14 protein-coding genes are annotated in these 15,666 nt (G+C 66.5%); 9 read left to right on the top strand and 5 right to left on the bottom strand.

Annotation, left to right across the window (positions count from 1 at the left end):
* The first annotated feature begins 253 nt into the window (after nt 1-253).
* Nucleotides 254-1,180 carry an ABC transporter six-transmembrane domain-containing protein gene (locus N5D20_RS03785; RefSeq protein WP_053443102.1) on the top strand — a complete coding sequence of 309 codons (927 nt, stop codon included), beginning with the start codon at nt 254-256 and terminating at the stop codon, nt 1,178-1,180.
* A 95-nt stretch (nt 1,181-1,275) separates the two neighbouring features.
* Here the strand turns inward: N5D20_RS03785 and N5D20_RS03780 are convergent, their stop codons facing one another.
* Complete coding sequence (locus N5D20_RS03780; RefSeq protein ID WP_279914315.1) at nt 1,276-2,364, bottom strand: crosslink repair DNA glycosylase YcaQ family protein; 1,089 nt, start codon at nt 2,362-2,364, stop codon at nt 1,276-1,278.
* A 104-nt stretch (nt 2,365-2,468) separates the two neighbouring features.
* Nucleotides 2,469-3,053 carry a TetR/AcrR family transcriptional regulator gene (locus N5D20_RS03775; protein WP_053443104.1) on the bottom strand — a complete coding sequence of 195 codons (585 nt, stop codon included), beginning with the start codon at nt 3,051-3,053 and terminating at the stop codon, nt 2,469-2,471.
* A 244-nt stretch (nt 3,054-3,297) separates the two neighbouring features.
* Between N5D20_RS03775 and N5D20_RS03770 the strand changes: the two genes are divergently transcribed.
* On the top strand, nt 3,298-5,493 hold the full coding sequence (locus tag N5D20_RS03770) for a TonB-dependent siderophore receptor (protein ID WP_279914314.1): 2,196 nt from the start codon (nt 3,298-3,300) through the stop codon (nt 5,491-5,493).
* A 250-nt stretch (nt 5,494-5,743) separates the two neighbouring features.
* Here the strand turns inward: N5D20_RS03770 and N5D20_RS03765 are convergent, their stop codons facing one another.
* Entirely contained in the window at nt 5,744-6,409 is a 666-nt protein-coding gene (locus tag N5D20_RS03765; RefSeq protein WP_099559287.1) for a TraX family protein, read from the bottom strand.
* Between the two features lie 114 nt (nt 6,410-6,523).
* On the opposite strand from N5D20_RS03765, the gene pip reads away from it, so the two are divergent.
* The 7 genes from pip (at nt 6,524) to N5D20_RS03730 (ending at nt 14,042) form a co-directional block, all read left to right on the top strand.
* Nucleotides 6,524-7,471 carry a prolyl aminopeptidase gene (gene pip, locus N5D20_RS03760; protein ID WP_043396307.1) on the top strand — a complete coding sequence of 316 codons (948 nt, stop codon included), beginning with the start codon at nt 6,524-6,526 and terminating at the stop codon, nt 7,469-7,471.
* A 206-nt stretch (nt 7,472-7,677) separates the two neighbouring features.
* A complete protein-coding gene (locus N5D20_RS03755) occupies nt 7,678-7,977 on the top strand; it encodes a hypothetical protein (RefSeq protein WP_049481058.1) in 300 nt (99 codons plus the stop codon).
* Between the two features lie 292 nt (nt 7,978-8,269).
* Nucleotides 8,270-8,569, top strand: a complete 300-nt coding sequence (locus tag N5D20_RS03750) for a hypothetical protein (protein ID WP_005413574.1) — start codon at nt 8,270-8,272, stop codon at nt 8,567-8,569.
* 63 nt (nt 8,570-8,632) lie between these two features.
* Complete coding sequence (gene mgtA, locus N5D20_RS03745; RefSeq protein ID WP_279914313.1) at nt 8,633-11,392, top strand: magnesium-translocating P-type ATPase; 2,760 nt, start codon at nt 8,633-8,635, stop codon at nt 11,390-11,392.
* A 30-nt stretch (nt 11,393-11,422) separates the two neighbouring features.
* Nucleotides 11,423-12,160 (top strand): MgtC/SapB family protein, encoded by a 738-nt coding sequence (locus tag N5D20_RS03740; RefSeq protein ID WP_019337229.1) that lies wholly within the window; start codon nt 11,423-11,425, stop codon nt 12,158-12,160.
* 189 nt (nt 12,161-12,349) lie between these two features.
* On the top strand, nt 12,350-13,408 hold the full coding sequence (locus N5D20_RS03735) for an ATP-binding protein (RefSeq protein WP_049481054.1): 1,059 nt from the start codon (nt 12,350-12,352) through the stop codon (nt 13,406-13,408).
* Complete coding sequence (locus N5D20_RS03730) at nt 13,401-14,042, top strand: response regulator (protein ID WP_010485466.1); 642 nt, start codon at nt 13,401-13,403, stop codon at nt 14,040-14,042. Before N5D20_RS03735 ends, N5D20_RS03730 begins: the two co-directional genes overlap by 8 nt.
* 13 nt (nt 14,043-14,055) lie before the next feature.
* On the opposite strand, the gene N5D20_RS03725 is transcribed toward N5D20_RS03730, so the two are convergent.
* On the bottom strand, nt 14,056-14,448 hold the full coding sequence (locus N5D20_RS03725) for a DUF3224 domain-containing protein (RefSeq protein ID WP_171954360.1): 393 nt from the start codon (nt 14,446-14,448) through the stop codon (nt 14,056-14,058).
* 42 nt (nt 14,449-14,490) lie between these two features.
* A complete protein-coding gene (locus N5D20_RS03720) occupies nt 14,491-15,663 on the bottom strand; it encodes a low temperature requirement protein A (RefSeq protein WP_057503982.1) in 1,173 nt (390 codons plus the stop codon).
* Between the last annotated feature and the right edge of the window lie 3 nt (nt 15,664-15,666).

Genomic DNA, 15,666 nt, shown 5'->3' with positions numbered 1-15,666 from the left:
GACGCTGCCCTGGTAGCGGCCCACCTTGGTGGGCATCGGCACACTGCGGCGCCAACCAAGGTTGGCGACCACCACGACTCTGGTAGTTGCCCACCTTGGTGGGCACCACGCCCTCCACTGAACGCCACCGGTTTCTCCACGCAATCTCCATCGTCCCTCCATGCCCGCTCCAAAGGGCTGCAGATACTGGGCGCGACCCGGGAGATCGCAGGCATCCGTCCCCTGCCCTGTCCCCGACCCACCCAGGCACCCCATGAAACACCCCCATGATCCAGCGGCCGCCGCCGGCAGCATCGGCCAGCAGAATGCGGCCGCCACCCTGAAGGCCATCCTGCGCACCTACCCCTGGCAGCTCACCGGCACGTTCTCGCTGGTGGCACTGGAGAACACACTGCTGCTGGCCTATCCCTTGTTCGCCGGCTTCGCGGTGGACGCGATCATCAGCAGCAACATCGGCCATGCCGTCTCCTATGCCGGCGTGGTACTGATGTTCTGGTTGGTCGGTGCCGCCCGTCGAGCGGTCGATACACGCACCTTCACCCGCATCTATGCCGATCTGGCGGTGAACGTGGTGCAGGCGCAGCGTCGGCTGGGCCAGGCCACGTCCACCTCGGCGGCACGCGTGGTGCTGGCCCGCGAGTTCGTCGACTTTTTTGAAAAGCACGTGCCGATCATCGCCACCGCGCTGGCATCGATGTTCGGTGCGGTGGCCATGCTGCTGGCGATCGAGCCGATGGTCGGTGCCGCTGGCCTGGTCACCCTGCTCGGCGCCCTGCTGGTGCTGCCCTCGTTCGCACGCCGCAACGAGCAGCTGCATGGCCGCCTGAACAACCGCCTGGAACACGAAATCCGGCTGGTCGACCGGGTCAGTCCCTCGGTGCTGCGCCGCCACTACACCACGCTGTCGCGCCTGCGCATCCTGTTGTCAGACCGCGAGGCCGGCGCCTACGTGGTGATCGGACTGGCTGCCGCGGCATTGTTCGCGCTGACCATCGGCCGCCTCGCCACCACTGAGGGTGTCACGCCGGGCCACGTCTACGCGGTGATGACCTATCTGTGGACCTTCGTCGGCAGCCTGGACGATGCGCCGTCGATGGTGGACCAGCTTGCACGGCTGAAGGACATCGGCCGGCGAGTCAGTCCCGGGATGGACGACGCGGAGCACAAGGACGCCGCTTGACCGGTAGATGCCACCTTGATGGGCACCGACACATCGCGGGGCCAACCAAGGTTGGCGACTACCGGGAGCGATAGCTACCAATGCGCCGCTCGGCGCTACAGGAACCCCGCCATGCGCTGCAGCTCGTCTTCCAACGCGCCACGAAACACCCTGTCGCGGGCCAGCGACTTGCCGGCATAGCCCACACTCGATGCCAACTCACCGTCGCGCACGCTGAGATTGGCCCAGCCCACCACCTGGTCGTGCCACAACACCGGCAGAGCGTAGTACCCATACTGTCGCTTCGGTGCAGGTGTATACGCCTCGAACTTGTACACCCATCCCCACAGCAGCTCGAAGCGGCGGCGGTCCCACACCACCGGGTCGAACGGCGCCAGCAGGCGCACCTGTTCGTCCGGTGCATGGCGGCGCGAGCGCGGATTCTCGTCCACCGGCCAGTACCAGGTGGTGCCCTCCAGCGTGCAGCTGGCCAGTTGTTGCTTGGCCAACGCCAAGGCCCGCCGGGTCTGCTCGGCCAGATGTGGGGCGCCATAGCCCAGCAGGCGCACCAGATAGGTCAGGCTGGCCGAGGGCAGCGGCGCGTACTTGCGAACTACCAGATCAATAAGGGCGGCGGCGCGTTCAATCTGTGCCTGCTCGCTGACGTCCGCCTCGGCGTGTTCGGCCACCGCATAGATGCGCGTACCGCTGTCGCGCCGCTGCACCCGCAGCAGGCCACGGTAGTGCATGCCGTCAAGCAGATGCGTGCTTGCGTTGCTGGTGCCGCCCCAGTAATTGGTCACCCGCCCATGCGCGAACGCCTGGTCCACCTCGCGCGGGTGCACGCTGCCGCGCTCGCGCACGAAGGCCAGTACGTCGGCCGCGCGGCGATGGGTCTCGGCGTCCCATTCGCGCTTGGACACGCGCGGGTGCATCAGTGCCAGATGCTCGCGCGGCAGGAAGCCGTAGTTCACCAGGCAATCCTCTTCCACCGGCAGGCGCGTGTAGCGCCGCTCAAGATCGCCTGCGCGGTAGTCCTTCACCCGGTGGCGCAGGGTCAGGTCCTGTGCGCGCGCCGGTGCCCTGATCGGGTCGGCCTGCACGAAGCCCAGCCGTCGTATCGCGGTCAGCAGCGTAGTCGGCTTGAACAGGGTGCGCGCCACCGCGTAGCGGCGAAGATCATCGAGAGTAGGCGTGGCAGGCATGGCCGCATTGTATTCTCGACACCACGCGATCCGTCCAGTAGAGCCAGGCCATGCCTGGCTGGCGTCAGGGTGAACGGCCAGGATCGTCCACGCATGGCATGCATCTACCGAAGCCGCGATACCTCCAGCGAACCGATCACCAGCGCCCGCATGCCCTGCTTGAACTCGGTGATCACCTGTCCTTCCTCGTCGTCCGCAATCGCATAGATCGTATCGGCGCCGGCGATGCAATAGAACGCGATCGTGGCCAGCAGCCAGCGCGCCTTGTCCACCGGCAGGCCGAACACATCAGCCACGTGCGCCTGGTGCGAGGCGATCTTTTCCAGCATCGGCGCAGTCGCCACCGTGCGCCGCAGCAGGTACGGTGGCAGCCCGGGATGTGCCTTCACCACCTCGCACAGTGACTCCACGAACCGCATCAGGTAGGCCTCCAGCCCACCCGTTGCGTCGACCGACGCGCGCGGAATCTGCCAGCGCTGGAATACCGCCTCCGCCACCAGTCGCTTCAACGCCTCCAGGTTGGCCACGCGCTTGTACAGCGCCGCCTGGGTCACCGCCAGTTCGGTGGCCACGTTGGCCATGGTCAGGTTGGGTAGGCCCAGGCGGATGCCGATGTCGGCCAGGCGCTCCGGGGTGATGGTGGGCGGGCGGCCACGGGTCGGCGCCGTTGGATCGGAGTGAGGGCTCATACGGTGCGTGCTCATACCCTGCTGAGGGTGCCAGCAAAGGGACCCTCTTGTCCGCTTCGATTGATTTAGTTTAATTTACTTAACTAATTCGGAATGCGTCCAGCACGCTGCCCGTAGTCGAGCCCATGGCTCACCTTCCGCCAGGTCCCCACCCAGCCAACAACCCTGCGCTGCGCCCTCTCCCCGTGCTTGCCGTCGGCAGCGCGCCAGGCGCGCTCGCGCCTGCGATTCACAGGAATCTGGCATGACCGTGTACAACTTCTCTTCTCTGCAGCATCGCGCTGCCGCCGCATCTTCCGGCCTGATGCATCCACCAGGCATCGCCCGGCGCTACCGGATGTCGGCCCTCGCGCTAGGGCTGCTGGCCTCGTTTGCCGCGCTGGCCGACTCCGTGCCGTCCACCCTGCCCTCGGTGCAGGTGCAGGAACAGCGCCGGGTCACTGCAGACTATGCGGGCGGGCAAGTGGCCGCTGGCAGCCGCGTCGGCCTGCTCGGCGACAAGGACTTCATGGACACGCCGTTCAATACGGTCAGCTACACCGAGTCCTTCATCCGCGACCGCCAGGCCAAGGACCTCACCGACGTCATCGCCGCCACCGACCCCACGGTGTTCAGCAACGGCGTCACCGGTTCGTGGAGCGAGAACTACGCGATCCGAGGCTTTGCCTCCAACACCAGCGACACCACCTTCAATGGCCTCAGCGGCATGGCGCCGTACTACCGCACTTCGCCGGAAATGTTCGAACGCATCGAGGTGCTGAAAGGCCCCTCCGCGCTGCTCAACGGCATGCCGCCGGGCGGCTCGGTCGGTGGCAGCGTCAACCTGGTCCCCAAGCGTGCCGGCGATCAACCGCTGCTGCGGGTCAGTGCCAACTTCGCCTCCGATGCGCAGTTTGGCGCCCATGTGGATGCGGGGCGTCGCCTGGGCGCGGACAAGCAGTTCGGCATCCGCTTCAACGGCGCGTACCGTGATGGTGATGGCGCGGTCGGCAAGCAGAGCAAGAAGGTGCAGCTCGGCGCACTGGCAGTGGACTGGCGCGGCGAACGTGCGCGGCTGTCGGCCGATCTGTACAGCGCCGATGACCGCGTGGACGGCCCGGCACGCGGCGTCGGTCTGGCACCGGGCGTGGCCATTCCGCGGCCGCCGCGTGGCGATACGCTGATCAACCCGGACTGGGCCTACGTGGACAGCCAGGACAAGGGCGCGATGCTGCGGGGCGAGCTGGACATCAATGACACCCTGATGGCCTACCTGGCCTACGGCATCAGCAAGACCGACTACCGCTACAATGGTTCGATCAGCGCGCAGATCCTCAATCCAGCCGGCGACTTCACCACCGTGATCGGCCAGCTCGCCTTCGATATCAAGAAGCAGTCCGCAGATGCCGGCCTGCGCGGCTCGTTCCACACCGGCAGCGTCAGCCATCAGTGGGCCGCCAACGTGACCCACTACCAGCACACCCAGAACGATTACGGCCGCCGCAGCGTGCCGGGCTGGGACTGGACCACCAATCTGTACAACCCGGCATGGGGCCCGGCGGCACCGTTCGTAACGCCGCACATCTCGCACACCGAGCTGCGGCTGGACAGCCTCGGTTTCGCCGACACCCTCGCCTTCGCCGATGACCGCGTGCAGCTGACCCTGGGCGTGCGCCGCCAGCAGGTGGTCAGTGAGACCTTCAATGTCGCCAGCGGTGCGCGCACCTCGCGCTACGACGAGAGCGCCAACACGCCGGCAGCGGCGCTGCTGGTGAAGGCCACCGGAAGGGTCTCCATCTACACCAACTACATCGAAGGCCTCAGCCAGGGCGCCACCGCGCCGATGACCGCTGCCAATGCCGGTGATGTGTTCGCACCGTTCCGCACCAGGCAGAAGGAGCTGGGCCTGAAGCTGGACCTGGGCAGCTTCGCGCACACCTTCAGTGTGTATGAAATCAAGCGGCCCAGCAGCTACACCGACCCGGTCACGAATATCTTCTCGTTCGGTGGCGAGCAACGAAATCGCGGCGTGGAATGGGGCTTCTTCGGCACGCCACTGGATGGCGTGCGCCTGCTCGGTGGCGTGGCCTACGTGCAGCCGAAACTGACCCGCACGGCCGGTGGCGTGAATGAGGGACGCATCGCCACCGCCGTAGCGCAACGGCAGGCCAAGCTGGGGGTGGAATGGGATGTACCGACCTTGCAGGGCCTGACCTTGACCGGCAATGCCACGGCGATGTCGAAGCAGTACATCAGTGCCGACAACAGCCTGTCGGTGCCGGGCCGCACGTTGTTCGATGTCGGGGCGCGCTACAGCACCACCGTGGCGGGTCGACCGCTTGCGCTGAGAGCCAGTGTGAACAACGTGACCAACAAGGCGTATTGGGGCATGCCGTTGCTTTCCAGTCTAGCGCTGGGAGCGCCGAGAACGGTGCTGGTGTCGGCGACGATGGACTTCTGAGGCAGGCGCCTCCACGCCAGACATGCATCACCTGTGGAGTCGAGCCATGCTCGGCTCGCTTTGCCGGTCACGCATGGCGTGGATTTCCCAGAACGTGTAGAGCCGAGCCATGCTCGGCTCCGGCTCGCCCGCTGAGTCGGGCATGGCTCGACTCTACACACGCCGATGGCGGCATGCTTCACCCCCACCTGCGACGCGCATTCCTTGACCGCATCCGGCATTCAAGACACTCGACATGCCAGTTCCGAAATTACACAAGCAGATGGGCAACCAACGCCAGCACCGCCAGATGCCCCACGTAATACCCGTAGAACGCCCACCGCCAGCGCGGCAGCTGCCACGGCACCCGCGCCGCCAGCAGCACTACCGGAATGGCCAGCAGTGCCCAGCCGTTGTGGTTGGCCCAGCACACCGCTGCAAGCGCAACCAGCAACAGCCACCACGCCCGGTGCCGGAACGCGATCCAGGCCAGCAGCACGCTGCCAACCCCGGCCCACTGATAGTCCACGAACATCGGGAGCACGCCGGCAGCCAGCAACAGCTGCACCGGCCGATTGTTCGCCAGCGCATGTACGGCTACTGCTGCAAATGCAAAGGTGAGCAGGATGTTGAGCGGCAGCCAGGAACCAAACGCGAATGCGTGCAATGGCTGTGCGATCAGCCCCCACAGCGCGAGCCGGCGCATCGACTTGCGCAGGTCGGCCCCGGGCTGGGCGAGATTGCAGGCCATCACCAGCGCGAACAGCGGGAAGGCGATGCGCCCCAGTTCGCTGACCACCGGCACGTAGCCGCCGAAGACCACCTTGGCCACGTGGTCACCCGTCATGGCCAGCAGTGCGATCCACTTCAGCAGCTCGCGCGCGCCGCTGCGGAGGGTGAAGTTGAAGGTTGACGTCCCGGTCGTGGTCGCTTGCATCGCGGAAGCTTATGCGCATCGGCCAGCCCATTTCCAGCGCCGCGCAGGAGCACGACGCTGCAGGCAGCAGGCGGGGGCGCTATGCTGGCCGCCCCTGCTTGTGAGACGTCCGCCGTGCGAACCCTATACCCCGCCATCGAGCCGTACCGCGAGTTCACCCTGAAGGTGAGCGATCTGCACACGCTGCACATCGAAGAGTGCGGCACGCCAGAGGGCATTCCGGTGGTGTACCTGCACGGCGGCCCGGGTGCTGGCATCTCGCCCACCCACCGCCGCTTCTTCGATCCGGCGCGGTACCGCATCGTGCTGATCGACCAGCGCGGCAGCGGCCGCTCCACACCGTTCGGCGAACTGCGCGACAACACCACGCAGGATCTGGTGGCCGATATCGAGAAGGTGCGTGAGCACCTGGGCATCGAGCATTGGCTGGTCTACGGCGGCTCATGGGGTTCGACGCTGTCGCTGGCCTATGCGCAGGCGCATCCCGAACGCGCCACCGGCCTGATCGTGCGTGGCGTGTTCCTCGGCCGCGAGATGGAGAACCGCTGGTTCGCCGAGGCCAACGGCGGTGCGCGCTGGATCTTCCCGGAACGCTGGGAACGCTATGAGGCCTACATACCGGAAGCCGAGCGTGGCGACATGATCGCGGCCTACTGGACGCGCATGGATGGCCCGGATGAAGCGACCCGCATCGAAGCCGCGCAGGCTTGGCTGGGCTGGGAAGACAACGCCGCCACCCTGCAGCACGACGTGGATGCGCAATCCACCGACGACCCGCTGGACACATTGGCAAAGGCCCGCATTGAAGCGCATTACTTCCGCAACAGCATCTTCCTGGAGCCGGACCAGCTGCTGCGCGATATCGATCGCATCCGCCACCTGCCCTGCGTGATCGTGCAGGGGCGCTACGACATCATCTGCCCGCCGCGCAGTGCGTGGGATCTGGCCAAGGCCTGGCCGGAAGCCCGGCTGGAGATGGTGACCTCCGGCCACAGCGCGAACGAGCCGGCCACGGTGGATGCGCTGGTGCGGGCGACGGACGCCTTTGCCGACCGTTTCTGAGCAGATGGTAGTGCCGGCCGCTGGCCGGCATCCCACCGTTCGAGGGTAGCGTCGACTCCGCGCGATCGCTGCTGCGCGGCCAGGTGAATGGCGACCCACCGGCAACGGTCCACGGCCCCATTCTTCGCAGCCCGCTTACAGCTCCGCGCAGAAGATCCGGCGGTGACCACCGCACCGGTGGTTCGCCCTTTCCCCAGGAGCACGCCATGACCGGTTATCGCTGCCTTCCCATCGCTCTCTCGCTATCTGCGGGCCTGCTGCTGGGCGCCTGTTCCAATCCGCAGGAGGCCAGCCAGGCCACCGCCGCCGAGGACGTGACAGAAGTAAGGCTCATCCCTGCCTACGAATCGCTGGACAAGGACAAGGACGGCATCGTCACGCTGGCCGAGGTGGATGCCGTGGCACCGGACTGGGCCGAACGACTGCACGCCTGCGACACCGACCGCAACAAGACGCTGAGCCGCGGCGAGTACGACGTGTGCAAGCAGACCAGCGCTTCGCATTGATCCATCATTGAGCCCTCGACTGGCGCTGCGCATGCCGGCTATACCAAGGTATAGCCGGGCTAACCCACGAGCCTCTAGGCCCGTCCCATTCAGGGGCGGACAATAGCGCCACTGGCCAGGGCAATCCTGGCCGGCACCCTCCCCTCATGGAGACGCAGATGGACCCCGACCCTGCCGGGCGCACCGCGCCCCGGATGACCGCTTGTTGCCTGTTCCTGGCGCCTGCCCGCCGGCCCCTGCCTGCCTGAGTGACGGGGGGCCGCCAGGCGCCGCTTGCCTGGAGAGCACCCCCATGTCCTACAAGATCCTCTACATCACCCTGCGCCGCCTGATCGGCGAGCGCGATGTTGCCGCGCTGCGCAGCCAGCTGCTGCAGCACGGCCCCGTGATGTTTGCCCGTTCGCTGTCACTCGGTTCGCCACGCGTGGTGGCCGACGCCTTGTCGCTGCTGCCGATCAGCGAGCGCATCACCGTGCTGCGTCATCTGCCCTATCCGCTGCGTGATGCGATGAAGCCGCTGTGCATCGGCGGCAGCCAGCGCCTGCACATGCAGCCGTGGTCGCCGGCGGTGCTGGCGATGCGCCACGCCTGATCGGTTGCATCCGTTCCGTTCGTGTTCCGGCCCCGGCCGGCTCTGACATTCGAGGAGAGTCCCATGAGCCTGCTCAACGCCTGGTTCAATGCCTTCCTGCGCAGCCGTCGCGCAGGCAACCTGTTCCGCCGCCGTGCGATGCCCGAAGCCGGGTTTGGCCCGGGCAGCGCCGGCGCGGCACCGTTCGCGCTCACCACCGGCCTGGTCACCCTGGCCCAGCAGGAGGAAGCCGAGCTGCTGGCCACGCTGGGGTCGCATGCCGATGGCCTCAGCCCGCATGAGGCCGAGGAACGGCTGGCGACGCTCGGCCCCAACGAGGTGGATCACGAAAAGCCGCTGCCGTGGTGGCGGCACCTTTGGCAGTGCTACCGCAATCCGTTCAACCTGCTGCTGACCGTGCTGGCGGCGGTGTCCTGGCTGACCGAGGACATCAAGGCCACCATGGTGATCGGTGCGATGGTGCTGCTGTCCACGCTGATCCGCTTCGTGCAGGAGGGCCGCTCGAACCGTGCAGCCGAGCGGCTGAAGGCGTTGGTCGGCAATACCGCGCGCGTGCTGCGCCGCAATCCCGGTACCGAGGCCGCCGATGTGGCCGACCATTACTTCGGTGCGCACCTGCACAGCCGGCGCCCGGCGCGCCTGCTGGACCTGCCGATCCGCGAACTGGTGCCCGGCGACCACATCGTGCTGTCGGCCGGCGACATGATTCCGGCCGACTGCCGCGTGCTGACTGCCAAGGACCTGTTCGTGGCACAGGCCGCGATGACCGGCGAGTCGCTGCCGGTGGAGAAGTTCGCGCACCCGGGCGACGGCCTGGCTGGCCTGCTGGAACAGCACAACCTGCTGTTCATGGGCACCAATGTGGTGTCCGGCACTGCCACCGCCGTTGTGCTGGCCACCGGCAACCGCACCTATTTCGGCACGCTGGCCCTGCGCAGCACCGCCACCGACCGTGCGCCGACCGCGTTCCAGGCCGGCGTCAACAGTGTCAGCTGGCTGCTGATCCGCTTCGCGCTGGTGATGGTGCCGTTCGTGCTGCTGATCAACGGCTGGACCAAGGGCGACTGGACCGAGGCGTTCCTGTTCGCACTGTCGGTGGCAGTGGGCCTGACGCCGGAAATGCTGCCGATGATCGTCACCTCCACGCTGGCCAAGGGTGCGGTGCTGCTGTCGCGGCGCAAGGTGATCGTCAAGCGCCTGGATGCAATCCAGAACTTCGGCGCGATGGAAGTGCTGTGCACCGACAAGACCGGCACCCTCACCCAGGACAGGATCGCGCTGGAGCGTCATACCGATGTGTTCGGCCACGATTCGGAAGACGTGCTGAAGTTCGCCTATCTCAACAGCCACTTCCAGACCGGGCTGATCAACCTGCTGGACCGTGCGGTGCTGGAGCACGTGGAGCTGCAAAGCTCGCTGCGGCTGTCGCAGGACTACCACAAGGTGGATGAGATCCCGTTCGACTTCGAGCGCCGCCGCATGTCGGTGGTGGTGTCCGAGCGCGAGGACCATCATGAGCTGATCTGCAAGGGGGCAGTGGAAGAAATGCTGGCGGTGTGCAGCACCGTGCGCGAGAACGGCCAGGACATGCCGCTGGATGAACATCGCCTGGCCCGCGTGCGGCAGACCACCGAAGAGCTGAACGAACAGGGCCTGCGCGTGGTGGCGGTGGCGATGAAAGAGACCGCCGCCAGCCAGACCGCCTACTCACAGGCCGACGAGTGCGGCCTGACCCTGGTCGGCTACGTCGCCTTCCTGGACCCGCCGAAGGAATCGGCAGCGCAGGCGCTGCAGGCGCTGGCCGCGCATGGCGTGGAGGTCAAGGTGTTCACCGGCGACAACGAACTGGTGACCGCCCGCGTCTGCGCGCAGGTGGGGCTGGACGCCGACACCATCCTGACCGGCCCGCAGATCGAGCGCATGGATGACGGCGCGTTGTCGCGGGCACTGCACCACCACCGCGTGTTCGCGCGGCTGACGCCGCTGCACAAGGAACGGCTGGTACGCGAGCTGCGCGCCCAAGGCAAGGTGGTCGGCTTCCTCGGTGACGGCATCAACGATGCCCCGGCACTGCGTGCGGCCGATATCGGCATCAGCGTGGACAGTGCCGTGGACATCGCCAAGGAGGCGGCTGACATCATCCTGCTGGAAAAGAACCTGATGGTGCTGGAGGAAGGTGTCATCCAGGGCCGGCGCACGTTCAACAACATGCTGAAGTACATCCGCATGACCGCCAGCTCCAACTTCGGCAACGTGTTCTCGGTGCTGGTAGCCTCGGCCTTCCTGCCGTTCCTGCCGATGCTGCCGCTGCAGCTGCTGGTGCAGAACCTGCTGTACGACATCTCGCAGATCGCCATTCCGTTCGACAACGTGGACGAGGAGCTAGTGCGCAAGCCACTGAAGTGGAACCCGGCGGACATCGGCCGCTTCATGGTGTTCTTCGGGCCGATCAGCTCGATCTTCGACCTGACCTGCTTCGCGCTGATGTGGTACGTGTTCGATGCGCGCACCGCCGGCGACCAGAGCCTGTTCCAGTCCGGCTGGTTCGTGGTCGGCCTGCTGACCCAGACCCTGATCGTGCACATGATCCGTACGCCGAAGGTGCCGTTCCTGCAGAGCATCGCCGCGCCGCCACTGCTGCTGATGACCGGCCTGATCATGTCCATCGGCGTGGCCCTGCCGATGAGCCCGTTGGCCGGTTACTTCAAGCTGCAGGCGCTGCCGGCTGGCTACTGGCCGTTCCTGGTGGCGATCCTGTTCGGCTATGCGGTGCTGACCACCGCGCTGAAGAAGTTCTACATCCGCCGGTACGGCTGGCAGTAAACGCCCGCCGCTTGTCCAGGGAGAAACACAATGGACATCAATCCCAACCTGCCGGCCTTCAACGCCGGCGCGACCTTGAGCTCGCTGATCAGCCTGTCGGTGGCGTTCGTGCTGGGCACGGTCATCGGCCTGGAGCGGCAGCTGCGGCAGCGCACCGCAGGCCTGCGCACCAACACGCTGGTGGCGGTGGGCGCGGCAGTGTTCGTCGATCTGGCGGTGCGCTTCCATGACCTGTACGGTGGTCCACCCTCGCCGCTGCACGTGGTGGCCTATGTGATCTCCGGCGTCGGCTTCCTCGGCGCCGGTGCGATCATGAAGGACGGCGCCCAGGTGTCCGGCCTGAACACCGCCGCCACCCTGTGGGGCTCGGCGGCGGTAGGTGCGTGTGCCGGTATCAAGCTGCTGCCCGAGGCGGTGCTGGCGGCAGTGTTCGTGCTGGCCGCCAACACCCTGCTGCGGCCGGTGGTGAACCGCATCCAGCGGCAGCCGCTGCCGGAAGCGTTCAGCGAGGCGACCTATGCGATCAACGTGGTCTGCCAGCGCGAGCAGCAGGCCGAGGTACTGGACCGGTTGTTGCTGCTGCTTGAGCAGGCGCAGTACCCGGTGCGCGCGGTGGACCAGCGCCCGTTCGGCGAGCGCGATGTCGAGATCGAAGCTGTGCTGTACGCCACCACGGTCGATGGCGGCGAACTGGATGCCGTGCTGGCGACGTTGGCGGCCACGCCGGGTGTACTGCAGGGGTTCTGGAACGCCAGCCTGGAGGAGTAGTGCCGGCCGCTGATGGACGCATCCCGCCGGGCATGGCCCGGCGCTACCGTGCACCGCCTTGGTAGGTGCCGACCGTGGTCGGCACAATCCGTCAGGCACCATGACCGCGCACAACCCATGCCGACCAAGGTCGGCATCTACCGAACAGCGCTTTGCTATCCTTTCCACCCACGCCAGGGAGCCATCCCGATGCCATCGCTGTCACCCCGCCGCCCCCTGGTCGTGCTGGCCCTGATCATCGTGATGGCGGCCATCTTCCTGGTCGATACGGTTACCGACTACGCCGTTGCCGCCGCCTGCTTCTACGCTGCCGTCATCCTGGCGGCGTCACGGCGCCTGCCCGCACGCGGTCTCATCCTGCTTGCCGCGGTCTGCATCGCGTTGACCGGCCTCAGTTTCTTCCTGACCCGCTTCGGCACCTACCGCATCGGCCTGGTCAATTCAGCGATCGGCATGCTGGTGATCGGCATCACCACATATCTGGCATTGAAGATGGAAGCGGCCAAGGCCGCGGTGCAGGATGCGCAGGCCCGCCTGCTGCGGGTTGCCCGCGCCTCCACCGTCGGCGAGCTGACCACCTCCATCGCGCATGAAGTGAATCAGCCGTTGGCGGCCATCGCCAGCAGCGCCGAGGCCAGCCAGCGCTGGTTGGCCCAGGATCCACCGAACCTGGACAAGGCACGTCAGACCATCGCCCGCATCGTCGCCGACGCCCATCGTGCCAGTGACGTGATCGCCCGCATCCGCGGCCTGACCCAGGGCGCTGCACCTGAGCGCCAGGCCTTCGACCTCAACCAGGCCGTGGAGGAAATGCTGGCGCTGTCGCACAGCGAACTGGAGCAGCATGGTGTGACGGTCGCGCTGGTGCTGGGCAGTGACCTGCCCCCTGCCCATGCCGATCGCGTGCAGGTGCAGCAGGTGATCGGCAACCTCATCCTCAACGCCGTCGACGCGATGGCCGGTACGCCCACGGGCGAGCGCAGGCTGTCGCTGCTGACCGCGCATGATGGGCACGGCCACGTCAGCCTGAGCGTGCGCGATCGTGGTATCGGCCTGCCGGCAGAGCAGCCCGACCGCGTGTTCGATGCATTCTGGACCACCAAGTCGAACGGCCTCGGCCTGGGCCTCAGCCTGAGCCGCTCGATGATCGAGGCCAACGGCGGCCATATCCGCGCCGAACGACCAGCAGGCGGCGGTGCCTGCTTCGTCTTCGACCTGCCCATCGCCACGGACGTTCAACATGCGTAAGCCCGCTGCCCCAGCCATTGATCCAGCACCCATCGTCTACGTAATCGACGACGACCCGTCGGTGCGCGCGGCACTGGAAGACCTGCTGGCCTCGATGGGCCTGCAGGTGCGCGCCTTCGCTTCCACCCAGGCGTTCCTCGAACACGAACTGGAAGATGCACCGGCCTGCCTGGTGCTGGACGTGCGCATGCCCGGCCAGAGTGGGCTGGAGTTCCATCGCACGATGGGCAGTCACGGCCTGCAGCTGCCCGTGGTGTTCATCACCGGCCACGGCGACATCGCGATGGGCGTCAACGCGATCAAGGACGGGGCCATCGAGTTCCTGACCAAGCCCTTCCGCGACCAGGAACTGCTGGATGCCATCCACAAGGGCATTGAGATCGACCGCCAGCGCCGCCGCGAGGGCGACGTGCTCGGCGCGCTCCAGCAACGCTGGGATTCGCTGAACGCGGGCGAGCGCGAGGTGGTCGATGGCGTGGTACGCGGCCGCCTCAACAAGCAGATCGCCGGCGACCTCGGCGTCAGCGAGATCACGGTGAAGGTGCGCCGTGCGCAGGTGATGCGCAAGATGGGCGCACGCACCCTGGTCGACCTGGTGCGGATGTATGACCGCCTGCAGGCCGGCAGCGCTTGACTCCGGGAACGGTCTATTCCGGCTCCGGCAACACATAGACCAACCGGTAGTCGTGGCGGCCTTCACTGATGGTGATTTCCAGGATTCCGCTCAAGCCGAGCAGCCCTTCACTGCCCGAATCGGGCACCACCACCACGTTCAGCTCCGGCGTTCCCCGAGTCATCAGACCGTTGTGCTGCAAGGTAAAAGCGCCCTGACGCCCAGCCAGCGTGGCCGTTACCCGTTCCATCGCCACATAGCCCGCTGAGCCCTGCACCGGGCTGCGGAATGCCAGCATCTGGCCGACACTGCTGCCCTGCAGGTCACCATGGAAGACCTTGTCGATCGACATCACCCCGATCGGGCCGTCGTTGCCACCGATCGGCAGCAGCTTCACTTCAAAGGTTCCGCGCGCTTCGCCCTGCATCCTGCTCTCCCTCGTCGATCATGCGGCAACGGCGCGTGCGGATCATGCGCGCCGCAGGCGACGCTTCAACTGCGTATCCATCAAGCCCACCGCCAGCAGCACCGCGCTGGTCAGCCAGCCGGCGCCCAGCAGATGGGTGTGCGGCAAAACCACCCCCAACACGACCAACGCCACTGCACCGACCAGATGCGAATACGGGGCGCGCCCGTACACGATGCGCTTGTACAAGGCGCTGCCCAGCAGGTAGATCAACGGTCCGGCAACCAGCACCGTAGCGTAGACCAGGGTCACCGCCGCGCCAGGATGGTCCATGACCAGGTCATTGCCGACCGCGGTGGCGATGATGCCGGCGATCAGCAGCGCATGCACGTAGTGGAAGTTGGCCCCCATCCGCCCGGCGTCCTCGGAATGGGTGATCGCCGCGGTGGCATCGCGGCTGGAGATGCCGAAATACAACCACCACATGGCGATGGTGCCGGCGAAGGTGGCCAGCACCGCCGAGACCACATCGCCGCTCCAGTGCTCGACCTCGCTGAGCACGCCGCCAGTGGCCAGCAACGTTTCACCCAGCGCGACGATGACGAACAACTGGCAACGTTCGGCCAGGTGCCCGCCTTCGATGGTCCACTCGCGGGTGTGCGAACGGCCCAACCCCGGAAACGCGAAGCCGAACATCGGCGAGATGTACTCGCAGGCCACCGCCACCGCCCACAAGGCCAGGCGCAGGTTGCCCTCGGCAGCAGCGCCTGCCAGCCAGAAGCAGGCCGACACGCTCACCCACGCCAGCATGCGGCGGAAATTGGGCGCCAGCGGATGGTTGCGCCCGACCTCCAGCAGCACGAACACCGTGCGCCCGACCTGCATGGTGGCGTAGGCCCCCGCGAAGACCCAGGCGCGTTCAGCGAAGGCCTCGGGAATGGACGAGGACATCAGCAACGCCAGCAGCATGGTGACGAACAGCAGGCTGCGGATGCGTGGCGCCTCCGGATCGAACCAGTTGCTGACCCAGCAGGCGTACTGCCAGCCCAGCCAGACCGCGAACCACAGCACCAGGGTCTGCATCACCCCGACCAGATCCAGGTGATGCAGCAGATGGTGGCTGAGCTGGGTAACCGCAAACACGTAGACGAGGTCGAAGAACAGCTCTTCGTAGGTCACGCGGGCGTGGTGGCCATCGCGCTGGCGCAGGGCAGGCAGTCGCAGTCGTGTGCTCATGGC

This window comes from Stenotrophomonas sp. GD03877 (assembly GCF_029840555.1).
GTDB lineage: Bacteria > Pseudomonadota > Gammaproteobacteria > Xanthomonadales > Xanthomonadaceae > Stenotrophomonas > Stenotrophomonas geniculata.
This window is presented reverse-complemented; position numbering and strand designations above follow the sequence as displayed.

Excerpts from the sequence above, each read along its gene's own strand:
- N5D20_RS03785 (WP_053443102.1), top strand. The coding sequence starts at position 254 with ATGAAACACCCCCATGATCCAGCGGCCGCCGCCGGCAGCATCGGCCAG.
- N5D20_RS03780 (WP_279914315.1), bottom strand. The coding sequence starts at position 2,364 with ATGCCTGCCACGCCTACTCTCGATGATCTTCGCCGCTACGCGGTGGCG.
- N5D20_RS03775 (WP_053443104.1), bottom strand. The coding sequence starts at position 3,053 with ATGAGCCCTCACTCCGATCCAACGGCGCCGACCCGTGGCCGCCCGCCC.
- N5D20_RS03770 (WP_279914314.1), top strand. The coding sequence starts at position 3,298 with ATGACCGTGTACAACTTCTCTTCTCTGCAGCATCGCGCTGCCGCCGCA.
- N5D20_RS03765 (WP_099559287.1), bottom strand. The coding sequence starts at position 6,409 with ATGCAAGCGACCACGACCGGGACGTCAACCTTCAACTTCACCCTCCGC.
- N5D20_RS03755 (WP_049481058.1), top strand. The coding sequence starts at position 7,678 with ATGACCGGTTATCGCTGCCTTCCCATCGCTCTCTCGCTATCTGCGGGC.
- N5D20_RS03750 (WP_005413574.1), top strand. The coding sequence starts at position 8,270 with ATGTCCTACAAGATCCTCTACATCACCCTGCGCCGCCTGATCGGCGAG.
- mgtA (WP_279914313.1), top strand. The coding sequence starts at position 8,633 with ATGAGCCTGCTCAACGCCTGGTTCAATGCCTTCCTGCGCAGCCGTCGC.
- N5D20_RS03740 (WP_019337229.1), top strand. The coding sequence starts at position 11,423 with ATGGACATCAATCCCAACCTGCCGGCCTTCAACGCCGGCGCGACCTTG.
- N5D20_RS03735 (WP_049481054.1), top strand. The coding sequence starts at position 12,350 with ATGCCATCGCTGTCACCCCGCCGCCCCCTGGTCGTGCTGGCCCTGATC.
- N5D20_RS03730 (WP_010485466.1), top strand. The coding sequence starts at position 13,401 with ATGCGTAAGCCCGCTGCCCCAGCCATTGATCCAGCACCCATCGTCTAC.
- N5D20_RS03725 (WP_171954360.1), bottom strand. The coding sequence starts at position 14,448 with ATGCAGGGCGAAGCGCGCGGAACCTTTGAAGTGAAGCTGCTGCCGATC.
- N5D20_RS03720 (WP_057503982.1), bottom strand. The coding sequence starts at position 15,663 with ATGAGCACACGACTGCGACTGCCTGCCCTGCGCCAGCGCGATGGCCAC.